The organism is Rhodococcus rhodochrous (assembly GCF_900187265.1).
GTDB lineage: Bacteria > Actinomycetota > Actinomycetes > Mycobacteriales > Mycobacteriaceae > Rhodococcus > Rhodococcus rhodochrous.
The window spans coordinates 3,452,456-3,468,809 of the sequence record NZ_LT906450.1; the positions used below are offsets into that span (position 1 = coordinate 3,452,456).

At 66.9% G+C, this 16,354-nt stretch carries 11 protein-coding genes and 1 pseudogene; 3 read left to right on the forward strand and 9 right to left on the reverse strand.

Annotation, left to right across the window (positions count from 1 at the left end; genetic code table 11):
* Positions 1-7: 7 nt before the first annotated feature.
* Positions 8-1,768 (reverse strand): aa3-type cytochrome oxidase subunit I, encoded by a 1,761-nt coding sequence (ctaD, locus tag CKW34_RS15855; RefSeq protein WP_072740429.1) that lies wholly within the window; start codon positions 1,766-1,768, stop codon positions 8-10.
* 269 nt (positions 1,769-2,037) lie between these two features.
* Here ctaD and CKW34_RS15860 point away from each other — a divergent pair, with 269 nt between their 5' ends.
* The 3 genes from CKW34_RS15860 to CKW34_RS15870 are packed head-to-tail and all read left to right on the forward strand — an operon-like array spanning position 2,038 to position 4,673.
* On the forward strand, positions 2,038-3,045 hold the full coding sequence (locus CKW34_RS15860; protein ID WP_059380738.1) for an ABC transporter substrate-binding protein: 1,008 nt from the start codon (positions 2,038-2,040) through the stop codon (positions 3,043-3,045).
* A gap of 46 nt (positions 3,046-3,091) precedes the next feature.
* The gene (locus tag CKW34_RS15865) at positions 3,092-4,150 is read left to right on the forward strand and encodes an iron-siderophore ABC transporter substrate-binding protein (RefSeq protein WP_059380737.1); all 1,059 of its coding nucleotides are present in this window, start codon (positions 3,092-3,094) and stop codon (positions 4,148-4,150) included.
* 49 nt (positions 4,151-4,199) lie between these two features.
* Positions 4,200-4,673 (forward strand): NUDIX hydrolase, encoded by a 474-nt coding sequence (locus CKW34_RS15870; RefSeq protein ID WP_059380736.1) that lies wholly within the window; start codon positions 4,200-4,202, stop codon positions 4,671-4,673.
* Here the strand turns inward: CKW34_RS15870 and CKW34_RS15875 are convergent.
* The 8 genes and pseudogenes from CKW34_RS15875 to CKW34_RS15910 all read right to left on the reverse strand — a co-directional run bounded on the left by CKW34_RS15875 (position 4,667) and on the right by CKW34_RS15910 (position 16,275).
* Positions 4,667-7,904, reverse strand: a pseudogene (locus tag CKW34_RS15875) (arabinosyltransferase domain-containing protein). The gene CKW34_RS15870 and the pseudogene CKW34_RS15875 sit on opposite strands and share 7 nt — an antisense overlap.
* Before the next feature lie 158 nt (positions 7,905-8,062).
* Positions 8,063-9,064, reverse strand: coding sequence for a class 1b ribonucleoside-diphosphate reductase subunit beta (gene nrdF, locus CKW34_RS15880; RefSeq protein WP_026061338.1), 1,002 nt, complete (start codon positions 9,062-9,064; stop codon positions 8,063-8,065).
* 52 nt (positions 9,065-9,116) lie between these two features.
* Complete coding sequence (nrdE, locus tag CKW34_RS15885) at positions 9,117-11,198, reverse strand: class 1b ribonucleoside-diphosphate reductase subunit alpha (protein ID WP_229579465.1); 2,082 nt, start codon at positions 11,196-11,198, stop codon at positions 9,117-9,119.
* Between the two features lie 167 nt (positions 11,199-11,365).
* Complete coding sequence (gene nrdI, locus CKW34_RS15890) at positions 11,366-11,818, reverse strand: class Ib ribonucleoside-diphosphate reductase assembly flavoprotein NrdI (RefSeq protein ID WP_059380734.1); 453 nt, start codon at positions 11,816-11,818, stop codon at positions 11,366-11,368.
* Positions 11,819-11,924: 106 nt separating this feature from the next.
* A complete protein-coding gene (locus CKW34_RS15895; protein WP_006550390.1) occupies positions 11,925-12,155 on the reverse strand; it encodes a redoxin NrdH in 231 nt (76 codons plus the stop codon).
* A 408-nt stretch (positions 12,156-12,563) separates the two neighbouring features.
* A complete protein-coding gene (locus CKW34_RS15900) occupies positions 12,564-14,687 on the reverse strand; it encodes a xanthine dehydrogenase family protein molybdopterin-binding subunit (protein WP_059380733.1) in 2,124 nt (707 codons plus the stop codon).
* Positions 14,684-15,685: an FAD binding domain-containing protein gene (locus tag CKW34_RS15905; protein ID WP_059380732.1), complete on the reverse strand. Its 1,002-nt coding sequence runs from the start codon at positions 15,683-15,685 to the stop codon at positions 14,684-14,686. The genes CKW34_RS15900 and CKW34_RS15905 overlap by 4 nt, the downstream gene beginning before the upstream one ends.
* Complete coding sequence (locus tag CKW34_RS15910) at positions 15,682-16,275, reverse strand: 2Fe-2S iron-sulfur cluster-binding protein (protein ID WP_059380731.1); 594 nt, start codon at positions 16,273-16,275, stop codon at positions 15,682-15,684. The genes CKW34_RS15905 and CKW34_RS15910 overlap by 4 nt, the downstream gene beginning before the upstream one ends.
* Positions 16,276-16,354 lie beyond the last annotated feature (79 nt).

Below are 16,354 nucleotides of genomic sequence, written 5' to 3' on the forward strand. Positions count from 1 at the left end.
TCTGCGCTCAGGCGCGCGGATGGTCGCCGGGGGTACGGTCGGCACCCTCGAGGACGTTGACGTTGTGCTTGTCACTGCCCGGGCCGACATGCGCTTCGGCGCGCATCTTCTCGACCATGTGCGGGTAGTGCAGCTCGAAGGCAGGACGCTCCGAGCGGATCCGCGGCAGCTCGGTGAAGTTGTGCCGCGGCGGCGGGCAGCTGGTGGCCCATTCGAGCGAGTTGCCGTAGCCCCACGGGTCGTCGACCGTGACGACCTGGCCGTAGCGGTAGCTCTTGAAGACGTTCCACAGGAACGGCAGCGTCGAGGCACCGAGCACGAACGCACCGATGGTGGAAATCGTGTTCAGGGTGGTGAAGCCGTCGGACGGCAGGTAGTCGGCGTAGCGACGCGGCATGCCCTCGTTACCGAGCCAGTGCTGCACCAGGAAGGTGGTGTGGAAACCGATGAAGGTCAGCCAGAAGTGCCAGCGGCCGAGCTGCTCGTCGAGCATGCGTCCGGTCATCTTCGGGAACCAGAAGTAGATGCCGGCGTAGGTCGCGAACACGATGGTGCCGAAGAGCACGTAGTGGAAGTGGGCGACCACGAAGTACGAGTCGTGCAGGTGGAAGTCCAACGGCGGGCTCGCGAGGATGACACCGGTCAGGCCACCGAAGAGGAAGGTCACGATGAAGCCGACCGAGAACAGCATCGGCGATTCGAAGGTGATCTGGCCCTTCCACATCGTGCCGATCCAGTTGAAGAACTTCACGCCGGTCGGGACGGCGATCAGGAAGGTCATGAACGAGAAGTACGGCAGCAGCACGGCGCCGGTGGCGTACATGTGGTGCGCCCACACGGCGATGGACAGTGCCGCGATGGCCATCGTGGCGTAGACCAGACCCGTGTAACCGAAGATCGGCTTGCGCGAGAAGACCGGGAAGATCTCCGAGACGATGCCGAAGAACGGCAGCGCGATGACGTACACCTCGGGGTGGCCGAAGAACCAGAACAGGTGCTGCCACAGGAGCACACCGCCGGTGGCGGGATCGTAGATGTGGCCACCGAGGTGACGATCGACGAACAGGCCCATGAAGGCGGCGGTCAGCAGCGGGAACACGAGCAGGATCAGCAGGCTGGTGATCAGGATGTTCCAGGTGAAGATCGGCATCCGGAACATGGTCATGCCCGGTGCACGCATGCACACCACGGTGGTGATGAAGTTGACGCCACCGAGGATGGTGCCCAGACCCATCACGCCGAGGCCGAGGATCCAGAAGTCGGCACCGACACCCGGGGAGTGGATCTCACTGGTGAGCGGCGTGTACGCCGTCCAGCCGAAGTCCGCTGCACCGCCGGGGGTGACGAAGCCGAGCATGACGATCGTCGCGCCGAACAGGTACAGCCAGTAGCTGAATGCGTTCAGGCGCGGGAAGGCGACGTCGGGGGCGCCGATCTGCAGCGGCAGGATGTAGTTCGCGAAGGCGAACACGACCGGCGTCGCGTACATCAGCAGCATGATCGTGCCGTGCATGGTGAACAGCTGGTTGAACTGCTCGTTCGACAGGAACTGCAGGCCGGGGACCGCGAGCTCGGTGCGCATCAGCAGGGCCATCAGGCCGCCGATGAGGAAGAAGGCGAACGAGGTGACCATGTACATGATCCCCAACATCTTGGGATCTGTGGTCGTGATCATCTTGTAGATGAACGAACCCTTGGGTCCCTGCCGCGGCGGGTACGGCCTTGCTGCAGCTATCTCTGGGACTGGCTGGGGCGCTACGGCAGTCACTAATCCTCCTGAATGCGCGCTCGACCTCGGGCTGGAGGCGAACGGTCTCTGGCTTGCGCTCATCGAATCGTAGACCCTCCCCGAAACGGTCGCCCTCCGGGTCCTACTCACTGTCGTACTCGACTCGCGAGGCTACCTGGAGCGGAGCCGACAACCACAATCCGAGGGTGTGCTGCACCTCACACGCAGGGACGACACCAGGTGACCTCACCACGCGCGAACAGCCCGGGTTAGGGTGCACTTCCCCCGCAATCACAGAAGGACGACCCGTGCCTGTTCCCTCCTCCCGCCCCGCCCGGTTCGCGGCAGCACTGCTGACCGCCGCACTCCTCGTCGCCGGCTGCAGTTCGGCCGACACCTCCGACGACTCGTCCACCGACACCGCGTCCGACTCGGCCGCCGACTTCCCCCGGACCGTCGAACACTTCCGCGGTTCCACCACGATCGAAAGCGAGCCGACCCGCATCGTCGCGCTCGACACGAGCTACTCCGACGCCGTCCTCCTCCTCGAAGCGCCTCTCGTCGGCTACGTCGACTACCGCACCGACGAGTTCCCCGACTATCTCGGCGACTCGCGGCAGTACGCGACCGACGCCGTGTCCGTCGGCAGAACCGCGGACGTGAGCCTCGAACAGGTGGCCGCGCTCGAACCCGACCTCATCCTCTCGGCGGAGGTGCGCGACGGGGAGAACTACGAGGAACTGTCCGCCATCGCCCCGACCGTCTTCTCCCAGTCGACCGGACCGACGTGGAAGGACAACATCCGTCTCGTCGCGCAGGCCATCGGCAAGGAGGACCTCGCCGAGCAGAAGATCTCCGAGTACGAGGAACGCGCCGCGGCAATCGGCGCGGACATCAACGCGAAGGCGGGCAACCCCACGATCTCGGTCGTCCGCTTCGCCGGTGAGCCGACGGCGCGGCTGTACCGCACCACCTCGTTCAGCGGCATCGTGCTCGAGGACGCCGGTCTCGCCCGCCCCGCGAGCCAGGGCCCCGATCCGTCGGATCCGTCGAGCATCATGAACGCCATCAGCCCCGAACTGATCACCGAGGCCGAGGCGGACGTCATCTTCGTCACCACCTACGACCTCGGCGACGGCAAGGCACAGGCGGCGGCCGAACCCTTCGTCACCAATCCGCTGTGGGAGAACCTGCAGGGACGGAAGGTCGAGGTCGACGACAGCGTGTGGATGATGCCGGTGAGTATCCAGGGTGCGCACCGCATCCTCGACGATCTCGCGGACACCTTCGGCGTCGATCGTCACACGACCGGATAGCCTGAGCCGTCCGATCCGAGCAGCGTCCTACAGGAGTTGGTCCGACGTGTTTTCCGTGCACCGGTCACGAGCAGTGCTCGTCGCAGCCGTCGCTGCGGTGACGACAGCCCTGGCCGGATGCTCCACACCTCCCGACGACGACGCGTCCGAGATCGTGCGCACCACGACCCGCATCGCCGGTGCGTCGGTCGTGGGCATCGACCGGGACACGTCGACCGCGTGCGCACTCCCCTCCCCGCTCGATCCGGGACAGCCCACCACCGGCACCCGACCGGTCCTGCACACCGCAGGCCGGTCGGATGTGCCCGCCGACCCGCAGCGGATCGTCGTCCTCGACCCCGCGGCGCTCGACGCGGTGTGCGCCCTGGGCCTGTGGGAGCGCGTCGTGGGAGCGAGCGCCGAGGTCACCGGCCGGCCGGAATACCTCGGCTACGGGATCGGCGAACTCCCGCCCGTGGGTGCCGCGGGCAACCCGGACGTCGCGGCGATCGAACGCGCACAGCCGGATGTGATCCTCGGCTCCTCCACCGCCCCGGACGTGTACGCCTCCCTCAGTGGCATCGCACCCACCGTGCTGGTCGGGTCCGATCCGGTCTTCTGGAGGGAACAGTTCGTGCGGGTCGGTGAGGCGCTCGGGCGCACGGAGGCCGCGCGGCGCGTGCTCGACGACTACGCGACGGCCGCGCGCGATCTGGGCCGCGAGCTCGTGTCGTCCCAGACGCAGGCGTCGATCGTCCGGTTCACGCCCGACGGTCCCACCGTCGAGGGCACCGCGTCGTTCGCGGGGCAGGTGCTCGGCGACGTCGGGGCTGCCCGGCCACCGGCCCAGCGGTTCGCGGTGGTCGACGGACAACCGTGGCAGGCCGTCGACACGGAGGACCCGGCCGCCGCCGACGGCGATGTGATCTTCGTCCGCTTCGCCGGTGAGGACGGGCTCGGGGCCGGCAAGGACTACATGCAGACCGACGAGTGGCTCGACCTCGGTGCCGTGCGCGACAACCGTCTGTTCTCCGTGGCCGACGACGTGTGGTCGACCCCCGGACCGGTCGCCGCCCGGGCGATCCTCACCGACCTGACGTACACCCTCAACGGATATTCGAACTGATCGCCGACTCGACCGGCGGCAGCACGATTGCCGGTATAGAAACGAGGGCGTGCCGATACCCGATTTCGTCCTCCAGCTCCGCTCACACGTAGGAACCGCTCCCCTGTGGCTGCCGGGGGTGAGCGCGATCGTCACGGACGACCGTGATCGCGTCCTGCTCACCCGCCGCGCCGACAACGGCATGTGGGCCGTGGTGTCCGGCATCCTCGAACCCGGTGAGGAACCGGCGGTCGCCGCGGTCCGGGAAGTGCTCGAGGAGACGGGGGTCGCCGCCGAGATCGTGCGGCTGACGAGCGTCGATGTCACGGCACCGATCACCTATCCCAACGGCGACGTCGCGCAGTACCTCGACGTGTGCTTCCTGCTCCGCGCGACCGGCGGGGACGCACGCGTCGCCGACGACGAGAACCTCGAGGTGGCCTGGTTCGCGCCGGACGACCTTCCCGAACCGCTCACCGAGACGTCGCGTCTGCGGCTCGGGAAGGCTCTCGCCGGCCGTGCGGAGGCGTGGTTCCGTCAGTAGGCGGTGTTGATCGGACCCGGGCTCCACAGACCGCTGCGTGTGACCGTGGCGGTGTCGGGTTCCACGGTCTCCGTCGACGGATCGATCGGCGTGTACTGCTCGATCGCTCCCCAGTCGCGGTCCCAGTCGTGATGGAGATACGACGGGATCGTGCGGGCCCGCAGCAACTGGTCGGTCCAGCCGAGAGGACCGCCACCGTTGTGGTCCTGCCACAGATCCGTGGAGATGGCACCGATCCGGTCCGGCAGGATCCGGTACTCGGGGATCTCGGCGATGCCGTTGCGGTGCAACATCTGCCGCTGGCACGGGAAGTTGAGCCCGACCGCCCAGTCCAGCAGGACCGGAGTGTCGCTCCCGACGACCTGCTGCAGGGTCTGCGTCTGCGGCACGCGTGGCGGAGTGAACGCCAGCCACTGTTCGGGCGCGAGATCGTTGTCGGAGGCGACAATCCGTACCGCGTCGACCTCGCCCGGCAGCGTGTCCATCGGGACACGCAGATTCCTCCACGAGGGCGCCGGACCGATGTCGATCGGCAACGCCCGTCCCAGCGCGGTGACGCTGCCGTCGGCCGCGGTGGTCCCGTATTCGAGTTCGAGTCGCTGACCGTAGGTTTCGGTTCCGTCGGCGTCGACGGAGAAGATCCGGCCGGCCGCGGCGATGGTGACGAGATCCCCGCGCGAACCGGCTGCGTCGGGTTCGGGCAGCCGGAACCAGGCGCTCGTGACGTCACCGAGGGACGATCCGTGGCTGCCCAGCACCGGGGTGGTCGCCGGATCGAGCCCGAACGGCAAAGCGACGGTGCTGCCGTTGATTCCGACTCCGCCGGTACCACCGCCGGTGCCTCCGGTACCGCCGGTCGAGGTCTGGTCGTCGTTCGTGTCGACCGTGTTGGCGGTACCGGCCGAGGCCGAGTCGTCGTCCGGGGTCAGATCGAGGGCGACACCACCCGGCGTGAACCCGTCCCCTCCTCCGGCATCGAGAGCGGTGGCCGTGTCGGCGCCGATCGGAGTGAGCACCGAGGCGTTCGGGTCCGTCTCGAGCAACACGTCGTTCGCGAGCGCACACGAGTTGCCGGTGAGCGTGTCGAAGTTGGACCGTGCCACCGAATAACCCGGGTACTGCGAGATCGCGCCCTTGGCCAGTGACAGCACCTCGAACAGCACCATCGCGGCGGCGGCGACGGTCAACGGCGGCACCGCCCACAACCGGGACGGGACGTCGGTGCGGGTGGAGGCGACGGGGTGGATGTGCCACCACGCGGCGAGCAGCAAGGCGACGACCGTCACCGCGAAGAACACGGTGGAGAAGCCGAACCCGGCGACCGACGGCGGCTTGTCCCACCACGGGACCCCGTAGCTCGAGACGTACCACCAGCCGTTGGGGCCGATGAACGACATGGTCACCACGAACGACACCGCCGCGGCGAACAGGGCGCGGTTGCGTCGCGAACGCAGCACCGCGGGGCCGGTGGCCACGGCGGCGAGCATCGCCACTGCGGCCGCCAGACCTGCGTAGATCCCGAAGTGGTGGGTCCACTTGGTGGGCGCGAACATCATCAGCACCAGCGCGCCGAGGGTGATGCCGACGATGCGGCGGGACGGACCCTGCGCGGTGCCGGGGATGTGCCCACCGCGGCGCAGCATCGCCACGATCGCCACTGCCAGGCACAACGCCAGGGTGAAGACCGCGAACCTGCGGGCCAGCGAGCCGTCCACGGTGATCTGCAACAGGTACTGGTAGCGCAGATACTCCTGGAACCACGGCACGTTCGGGCCGACACCGTGCACGTGCTGCATCTCCAGCACCGCCGCGAGAGTCTGGTCGGCGAAGACCGGCACCAGGATCACCAGTCCGGCCGCGAGCATCGGCGCGAGAACCGGCAGCCATCCCAGGGTCTGTGCCCGTCGATGGAGGATGCGGGCGATGGGGCGGGCACCGGCGATCAGCGCGGCGAAACAGATGATGCCCGAACGGTCCCGCGGTCACGGTGAGCGCGGCGACGAGGATCGCGGCCGCCGCGGGCAGCAGACGCCGGGTGGCGATCGCGCGTTCGACCGAGCACCAGGTGAGCACGATGCCCGTCGCGACGATCGGTTCCGGGCGCAGTCCGTTGTTGAGCGGCAGCCAGAACGCCAGGAACACCAGCGCCCCGGTCCACAGCGGAAGCCGGTTGCGGCGCAGCGCGACGCCGAGACGCGGAGCGACCTCGCGGCTGAGCACCCACCAGCACAGGATTCCGGCGGTCAGCGCCGGTAGCCGCATCCAGATGCTCGCCGTCGAGACCTGGGTCATCAGGGCGAGGACGTCGTAGAAGGGGGTACCGAAGGGCGCTTCGGGCACACCGAACCACCGGAAGTAGTTCGCCATGTACCCGGCCTCACCCGCGGCGCGGGCCATCCCGAGCTGATAGCCGTCGTCGGCGGTGTTCGCCCCGATGACATGCCAGAGGAGCAGCGTTCCGGCGACCAGCGCGTCGATGCGGGTGAACGACCACCAGGACGCCGGCAACAGGCGACGGTGAAGACGACCGTCGGCGCGATCGAGCCGGGCCAGCGTCCACAACGCCAGTGCCGTGGCCACCACCGCGACGATCATCGCGACGATCTTCAGCACTGTCGGAGACGTCGTGAAACGGGTGTCGACGGTCGCGGTGACCGAGACACCGTCGAGTGCGGGTCCGGGCAGGTCGGTGAAGATGCCGACCAGTTGGGGCCGCAGGTCGCGGTCGAAGGTCCGCTCCCCCGCCGCCCCGGCAGAGCCGGTGATCGTGGCGACGGTGCGTTCCGAGTTCGAGGACAGGGTGATCGAGCAGTCCCCGGCCAGGTCGTCCACCGGTGCCGAGGAGAGCAGCGTGTTGCGGGAGATCACCTCGAACATCGCCGGCCCGTCGTCACCGGCCGGCCGGACACGGGCGATCAGTCCGTAGCGCTCACGGTCGGGAGCTCCCGAGGGGAGTGTGGAGAAGACGGTGCCGCCGTCCGGCAGCGCATCGCGCACGGACCGGCACTCGATCGTGGCGTCGAGATCGACCGGCGCATAGGACACCAGCGGGGCCGAGATGCCGGCGTTGCTCCCGCCCTGCGGCCAGTCGATGGTCGAAGTGGTCTGTGTCACGGGCAGGAACGGCATCGCGATCGATGCGGCGATCCCCACGACGGCGGCGAGCACCGCCCACAGACGGGTCCGCTGGTCGACTGCTCGCCCGCCCGAAGGCGCGCGTTCGGTTGTCACCGGCCGAGGCGAGCCCGACGCTTCTCTTGTCTCGGTCACGAGGAGCGATGCTATCGGTGACGGGCCGGGCCGCGAAAAGCACACGATCCCGCACCCGGGCGCTGCTGCGCCGGTGTGCGGGATCGATGCGTTCGGGCCGGTGACGGAGAATGTCTACGTCAGAAGTCCCAGTCCTCGTCCTCCGTGACGACGGCCTTGCCGATCACGTAGGAGCTACCGGAGCCGGAGAAGAAGTCGTGGTTCTCGTCGGCGTTCGGCGACAGCGCCGACAGGATGGCCGGGTTGACGTCCGTCTCGTCCTTCGGGAACAGCGCCTCGTAACCGAGGTTCATCAGCGCCTTGTTCGCGTTGTAGCGCAGGAACTTCTTGACGTCCTCGGTGAGCCCGACCTGGTCGTAGAGGTCGGCCGTGTAGTGGGTCTCGTTGTCGTACAGCTCGAAGAGCAGTTCGAAGACCCAGTCCTTGAGCTCGTCGCGCTCGGCCTGCGTGATCGTCTCGAGCCCGCGCTGGTACTTGTAGCCGATGTAGTAACCGTGGACGGCCTCGTCGCGAATGATCAGGCGGATCATGTCGGCAGTGTTGGTGAGCTTGGCCCGCGACGACCAGTACATCGGCAGGTAGAAGCCCGAGTAGAACAGGAACGACTCGAGCAGCGTCGAGGCGGCCTTGCGCTTGAGCGGGTCGTCGCCCTTGTAGTAGTCGAGGATGATCTGCGCCTTGCGCTGCAGGTGCTCGTTCTCCTCCGACCAGCGGAAGGCATCGTCGATCTGCCGGCTCGAGCACAGCGTCGAGAAGATCTGCGAGTAGCTCTTCGCGTGCACCGACTCCATGAACGCGATGTTCGTCAGCACCGCTTCCTCGTGCGGGGTGACCGCATCGGGGATGAGCGAGACCGCGCCGACCGTGCCCTGGATGGTGTCGAGCAGCGTCAGGCCCGTGAAGACCCGCATCGTCAGTTCCTGCTCGTACTCGGTGAGCGTGCCCCACGACTGGATGTCGTTGGACACGGGAACCTTCTCCGGGAGCCAGAAGTTGCCGGTGAGGCGATCCCAGACCTCGGCGTCCTTGTCGTCGGGGACGCGGTTCCAGTTGATCGCGGAGACGCGATCGATGAGTTTGACGCGCACGCCGTCGGCCGGCGAGTGTGCTGCTGCAGTCATCGGTTACCTACCTGAATTGTGTGCTGGTGCAAGGACTGTCGGGGAGAACGGATCACAGCATGCAGGAGACGCAGTTCTCCACCTCGGTGCCCTCGAGCGCCATCTGCCGCAGGCGGATGTAGTACAGGGTCTTGATTCCCTTGCGCCACGCGTAGATCTGGGCCTTGTTCACGTCGCGGGTGGTGACGGTGTCCTTGAAGAACAGCGTCAGCGACAGCCCCTGGTCGACGTGCTGCGTCGCGGCAGCGTAGGTGTCGATGATCTTCTCGTAGCCGATCTCGTAGGCATCCTGGAAGTACTCGAGATTCTCGTTCGTCATGTAGGGCGCCGGGTAGTAGACACGCCCGATCTTGCCCTCCTTGCGGATCTCGATCTTCGACGCGACCGGGTGGATCGAGCTCGTCGAGTGGTTGATGTACGAGATCGAACCGGTGGGCGGAACCGCCTGCAGGTTCTGGTTGTAGATGCCGTGCTTCTGCACGGACTCCTTCAGCTCGCGCCAGTCCTGCTGCGTGGGGATCGTGATGTTCGACTCGGCGAACAGCTGACGGACCCGCTCGGTCGCGGGCTCCCACACCTGATCGGTGTACTTGTCGAAGAACTCACCCGACGCGTACTTCGACTCCGGGAAGCCCTTGAAGTACGTACCGCGCTCGATCGCGATCTTGTTCGACGCACGCAGGGCGTGGAACAGCACGGTGTAGAAGTAGATGTTCGTGAAGTCGACGCCTTCTTCGGACCCGTAGAAGATGTGCTCGCGGGCGAGGAAGCCGTGCAGGTTCATCTGGCCGAGGCCGATGGCGTGGGATTCGTTGTTGCCCCGCTCGATCGACGGCACCGACGAGATCGTCGTCTGGTCGGAGACGGCCGTCAGGCCGCGGATGGCGACCTCGATGGTCTGCGCGAAGTCGGGCGAGTCCATCGTCTTCGCGATGTTCAGCGAGCCGAGGTTGCACGAGATGTCCTTGCCCACATGGCTGTAGGACAGGTCGTCGTTGAACTCCGAGGGGGTCGAGACCTGCAGGATCTCCGAGCACAGGTTCGAGTGCGTGATCTTTCCGGCGATCGGGTTGGCCCGGTTCACCGTGTCCTCGAACATGACGTAGGGGTAGCCCGACTCGAACTGCAGCTCGGCGACGGTCTGGAAGAACTCGCGCGCCTTGATCTTCGACTTGCGGATGCGCTTGTCGTCGACCATCTCGTAGTACTTCTCGGTGACGTCGATGTCAGCGAAGGGCTTGCCGTAGACACGCTCGACGTCGTACGGCGAGAACAGGTACATGTCCTCGTTCTTCTTCGCCAGCTCGAACGTGATATCGGGGATGACGACGCCCAGCGAGAGGGTCTTGATGCGAATCTTCTCGTCGGCGTTCTCGCGCTTGGTGTCGAGGAAACGGTAGATGTCGGGGTGATGCGCGTGCAGGTAGACCGCACCGGCACCCTGACGGGCACCGAGCTGGTTGGCGTAGGAGAACGAGTCCTCGAGCAGCTTCATGATCGGGATGACGCCGGAGGACTGGTTCTCGATCTTCTTGATCGGGGCGCCGTGCTCACGAATGTTGCTGAGCAGCAAGGCGACACCGCCACCGCGCTTGGACAGTTGCAGTGCGGAGTTGATGGAGCGGCCGATCGACTCCATGTTGTCCTCGATGCGGAGCAGGAAGCACGAGACGGGCTCGCCGCGCTGCTTCTTGCCCGAGTTGAGGAAGGTCGGGGTGGCCGGCTGGAAACGACCCGAGATGATCTCGTCGACGAGGTGCCGGGCGAGGATCTCGTCGCCGTCGGCGAGCGTCAGCGCGACCATGCACACGCGGTCCTCGAAACGCTCGAGGTAGCGCTTGCCGTCGAACGTCTTGAGCGTGTACGAGGTGTAGTACTTGAACGCACCGAGGAAGGTCGGGAACCGGAACTTCTTCGAATATGCGTGCTCGAACAGCGATTTGACGAATGCGCGCGAATACTTCTCGAGCACCTCGGGCTCGTAGTAGTTCTCCTCGACGAGGTAGTCGAGCTTCTCGTCGAGGTTGTGGAAGAAGACCGTGTTCTGGTTGACGTGCTGCAGGAAGTACTGACGGGCGGCGGCCACATCCTTGTCGAACTGGATCTCGCCGTTGGGGCCGTACAGATTCAACATCGCGTTGAGCGCGTGGTAGTCGAGATCCTTGAGCGAATCGTCGAGGTGTGCGCTCGTGGCGGGAGCGGGATCGGTAATGGTCACAGTGCTGTCCCCACTTGTCGGAGTTAGGAAACGGCCGCGCAGTCACGTCCGCGACGCGCGTCGAATACGGATACGGATGTGGCTCAGGCGTTCTGGAGAACGGACTCCCAGAATCGGGCGAGACCGTCGCGGACACGCTCGACGTCGTCGGTCGTGCCCATCAACTCGAACCGGTACAGATACGGCACCTTGCACTTGCGCGAGACGATGTCTCCCGCGAAACAGTACGAGTCGCCGAAGTTGGTGTTACCCGCCGCGATGACACCGCGGATCAGGCTCCGATTGTGCTCGTTGTTGAGGAATCGGATGACCTGTTTGGGAACGTAGCGGGTATCGCGGCCCGTGGCGGTCGTCCCGCCACCGTAGGTCGGCACGATCAGTACGTACGGATCGCGGACCTCGAAATTCCCCTCACGATCGTGCAGCGGGATCCGGCTGGCCGGGATCCCGAGTTTCTGCACGAATCGGTGGGTGTTCTCGGATGTACTCGAGAAGTACACCAGCGATGTTCCCGGGATCGACCCCAGCGAAGCCATCGGTAGTCACCACTCTTCATTCGATTGCGAAGACCGGCCCGGGCGGACACGGAAGACGTCCGCCCGGAGACGACGACGATCGGGCCGCTGCGAACGCGGCCCGGGCTCAGGCAGCGACGGTGAGCGCCTTGATGCGATCGGGGCGGAAGCCCGACCAGTGGTCGTCGCCGGCGACGACGACGGGCGCCTGGAGGTATCCCAGCGCCATGACGTAGTCGCGGGCCTCGGGGTTCTCACTGATGTCGACGACGTCGTACTCGATGCCGGCCTTGTCGAGGGCGCGGTAGGTGGCAGTGCACTGGACGCAGGCAGGCTTGGTGTAGACGGTGATGTTCATGAATGCCCCTTTTCCGACGGCCGTGGGCGGCCTGACGACTGACTGCTGTGCGTTACCCGGAAGCCCACTTATCCGTCCGATCCCGCTTCCCCGAGAGATCGTCGGCGCTTGTGGCCCTCCAGCGGTCTAGACACTACACCTTGTGCCCGTCGGATACATAGAACCCAGGATGTTGTGACTTACAAAGGTGATATTCCCAGGTCGCGACCCTCCCTCCACGGCGTTTCGGGCGTGTCTCGGCGTGTCGCCGCAGTGTGCCCGACAGAGACCTCGAGCACAGTGTGGCGGGTGCCACCGACAACTTCGCGAGGGCGCCGCAAGAACACCTCCCGACTGCGCTGTGCGGGGAAGCCGGAGGCGGGACGAGCGACCACTTCCGATCGCTCGTCCCGCCTCCGATCCGGTGTGTCAGGGCAGTCCGGCCAGCAGGTCGTCGAGGCGGGCCGGCAGGTTCCGGACCCGCACCCCGGTCGCGTGCCACAGGGCGTTGACGACCGCCGCCGCGCTGCCCACGATCCCGATCTCACCGATCCCCCGCGACCCCATGGGGGTCGCATGCAGATCTTCGTCGTCGAGCCACTCCGCTTCGATTCCGCGGATGTCGGCGTGCGTCGGGACGTGGTACTCGGACAGGTCGTGGTTGACGACGTGCCCGAAACGGGCGTCACGGATGCTCTCTTCGAACAGCGCCATCGAGATCCCGAACGACATCCCGCCGATGAACTGCGACCGCGCCGTCCGCGGGTTGATGACCCGTCCCACGGAGAACAGCCCGAACATCCGGGGCACCCGGATCTCGCCGGTGTCGGCGTCGACGTGCACCTCGGCGAAGTGCACACCGAAGGACTGCGCGGTGTAGTGCTCGAGTTCGCGGTTCTCGGCTGCCGATGCGGACAGTTCGGCACCCACCGGCGGATCGTCGCCGAAGCGTTTGCCGAATTGCTCTGCGGCCGTGACGATCGCGGTTCCCCAGGACGAGGTGCCCGACGACCCGCCGGCCACCGTGCCGTTGGGCAGTGCGCTGTCGCCGATCTCGAGGTCCACGTCCTCCGGTCGGCATCCGAGTGCGTCGGCGGCGATGAGGGTCAGGGTCGTCCACGCACCCGTACCGAGGTCGGTCGCTCCGATGCGGACGGAGTAGCGCCCCTCCCCGAGGTGCCGGATCTGGGCTTCCGAGCCGGGATTGACCATGTGGGGATAGGTCGCGACCGCCATGCCGGTACCGATCAGGGTGTTACCCTGCCGCCGGGTGCCGGGTTCGCGGTCGGACGGATCCCATCCGAATCGCTGTGCTCCTTCGCGGAGGCATTCGACGAGCCGGCGCGACGACCACGGCTTCCCCGTCTCCGGATCGGACTCGGGTTCGTTGCGGATGCGCAGTTCGATCGGGTCGATCCCGAGTTCGGCGGCGAGCTCGTCCATCGCGACCTCGCCGGCGAACATGCCCGGCGCCTCGCCGGGAGCGCGCATCCAGAACGGCGCCGGCACGTCGAGGGTGATCGCGCGATGCGACGTGCGGGCGTTGGCGACGTCGTAGAGATTGCGCAGCGGCACCCCCGCCTGTTCGACGAATTCGGTGACCCGGGACGACTGGGCGAACGCCTCGTGCACGAGACCGGTGAGCTTGCCGTCACTGTCGGCCGCGAGCCGGATGTGCGAGGCGGTCGGAGCCCGGTAACCGACGTAACCGAACATGTCGGGCCGGGAGACCGCGAACTTGATCGCCTTCCCCGGCAGGGCACGCGCCGCGAGTCCGCCGAGGACGTCGTGCGCGTGAGGACCGCCCTTGGAACCGAATCCCCCACCGATGTACGGACAGACCACCCGCATCCGGGCCGCGTCGAGACCGAAGACCGGCGCGAGGGTCTCGACGACACCGTGCGGATGCTGTGTCGAGGTGTACAGCGTCAGGGTGTGTGCGTCGGTCTCACCGTTCGACGGCACGACGTCGTTCCGCCAGATCGCGACCACGGTGTGCGGTTCGAGCGGGTTGTTGTGTTCCTCGGGGGTGGAGTACCACTGATCGACGACCGTCTCGGCGCGGGCGAACGCCGCGTCGACATCCCCTCGCTCGCTGTCGGGTTCGTAGCCGCCGTTGACGGTCTCGGGTGTGTACGCGTCGGGATGGTCGGCGCGGAAGAGCGCGTCGTGCGGTTCCTCGCTGTATTCGACCTCCAGGAGCGAACATGCCTCCCGGGCGATCTCGAAGCTCTCCGCGACGACCGCGCCGATGATCTGGCCCCGGTACAGCACGTCGGGTGTCTGCAGGACGGAGTACTCGCCCTCGGCCTCCTCGGTGAGACGCGGGGCGTTCCAGGGAGTGAGGACCTTCAACACCCCCGGCACCGCTTCGGCGGCGGCCGTGTCGATCCGGTCGACGCGTCCACGCACGATGGTGGAGGTGAGCGGTACGAGGTAGGTGGGATCGTCGACCGGGTGCTCGTAGGCGTACGGCGCCGTCCCGGCGACCTTCGCCGGTCCGTCGATGCGCGCGGTGGAGCGTCCACCTGCTCGGATCGGCTCGGGGCTCATGCGGATCCACCTCGTTCCCGTCGTTCGTCGAGTTCGCGCAGGGTCGCCACCACGGTGCGCCGCAGCAGCGGGATCTTGTACGCGTTGCCGTCGAGGGGACTCGCGTCGGCGAGTTCGGCCTCGGCCGCCGCGGCGAAGACCTCGTCGGAGGGCTGCTGCCCGAGGAGTGCTTCCTCCGCGCGGTGCGCCCGCCAGGGCCGGTGCGCGACCCCACCGAATGCGATGCGGCACCCGGTGATCGTCCCGTCCGCGACGGTCGTCTCGGCCGCCACGGAGACCAGCGCGAAGGCGTAGGACGCCCGGTCGCGCACCTTGCGATAGGTGGACAGCGAACTTTGCGCCGCGGGGATCTGCACGCCGACGATGAGGTCGTCGCGTTCGAGCACGGTGTCGCGCTCGGGTGTGTCACCGGGAAGGCGGTAGAAGTCCTCCACCGCGATGGCGCGCTCACCGTCCGGGCCGAGAACGAGGACTTCGGCGTCGAGCGCGAGCAGGGCGACCGCCATATCGGACGGATGGGTGGCCACGCAGTGCTCCGAGGCGCCGAGGATCGCGTGGTAGCGGGTATATCCGCCGATGGCGGAGCAGCCGCTGCCGGGTTCGCGCTTGTTGCAGGGGGTGCTCACGTCCCGGAAGTACGAGCACCGCGTGCGCTGGAGCAGGTTGCCGCCGGTGGTCGCGGTGTTCCGGAGCTGGGGCGAGGCACCGGCGAGCAGTGCACGCGACAGCACCGGATAGTTGCGCCGCACGAAGGGATGCGCCGCGAGGTCGCTGTTGCGGACATTGGCGCCCACCCGGATTCCCCCGTCGGCGGTCTCCTCGACGGTGTCGAGCGGAAGGTGCGAGACGTCGACGAGGAGGTCGGGGGTCGCGACGCCGAGTTTGAGGTGGTCGACCAGATTCGTGCCGCCCGCGAGGAAGACCGCACCCGGTGTCTCGTGCACGACGGTGACGGCGGCGGCGGGATCTGCCGGTCGCTCGTAACGGAGGGAGCTCATCGCGTCTCCTCCGTATCGAGTCGGCTGTCGCCGGCACCGATTCGGCTGTCACCGGCGGCGACGGTGCGGATCGCCGAGACGATATTGGGATAGGCGGCGCAGCGGCACAGATTGCCACTCATGCGTTCCCGGATCTCGTCGTCGTCGAGTTCGGGTGCCCGGTCGAGATCGGCCGTGACGTGACTCGGTGCCCCGTCGGCGAACTCGTCGAGCATGCCGACGGCGGAACAGATCTGGCCGGGGGTGCAGTAGCCGCACTGGAAGGCGTCGTCCTCGATGAACTGTGCCTGGAGCGGATGCATCTCCCCGTCGCCGAGTCCGGCGGCGGCGACGATCTCGGCGCCGTCGTGCGAGGCGGCGAGGGCCAGGCACGAGAGGATGCGCCGGCCGCCGATCAGCACGGTGCACGCTCCGCACTGACCGAGATCGCATCCCTTCTTCGGGGACGTGATCCCGAGGCGGTCGCGCAGTGCGTCGAGCACGGTGGTGCGGACGTCGATCGGGACGCGACGCTCCACCCCGTCGACGTGGAGAACTATGTCGAGATCGGGTCGGTGGCCGGTATCGGTCCTCGTATCCCCGCTTGTCATGGGCAAACCTCCGAACAGTGGGCTGTGTTCGGGGCATTCCCGCTGCAGGCGTCATCGAACCGTCGAGATGCGACGAGCG

Coding starts and splice junctions, on each gene's coding strand:
- nrdF (WP_026061338.1), bottom strand. CDS start 9,064: ATGACTGCAGCAGCACACTCGCCGGCCGACGGCGTGCGCGTCAAACTC.
- nrdE (WP_229579465.1), bottom strand. CDS start 11,198: ATGTTGAATCTGTACGGCCCCAACGGCGAGATCCAGTTCGACAAGGAT.
- nrdI (WP_059380734.1), bottom strand. CDS start 11,818: ATGGCTTCGCTGGGGTCGATCCCGGGAACATCGCTGGTGTACTTCTCG.
- CKW34_RS15895 (WP_006550390.1), bottom strand. CDS start 12,155: ATGAACATCACCGTCTACACCAAGCCTGCCTGCGTCCAGTGCACTGCC.
- CKW34_RS15900 (WP_059380733.1), bottom strand. CDS start 14,687: ATGAGCCCCGAGCCGATCCGAGCAGGTGGACGCTCCACCGCGCGCATC.
- CKW34_RS15905 (WP_059380732.1), bottom strand. CDS start 15,685: ATGAGCTCCCTCCGTTACGAGCGACCGGCAGATCCCGCCGCCGCCGTC.
- CKW34_RS15910 (WP_059380731.1), bottom strand. CDS start 16,275: ATGACAAGCGGGGATACGAGGACCGATACCGGCCACCGACCCGATCTC.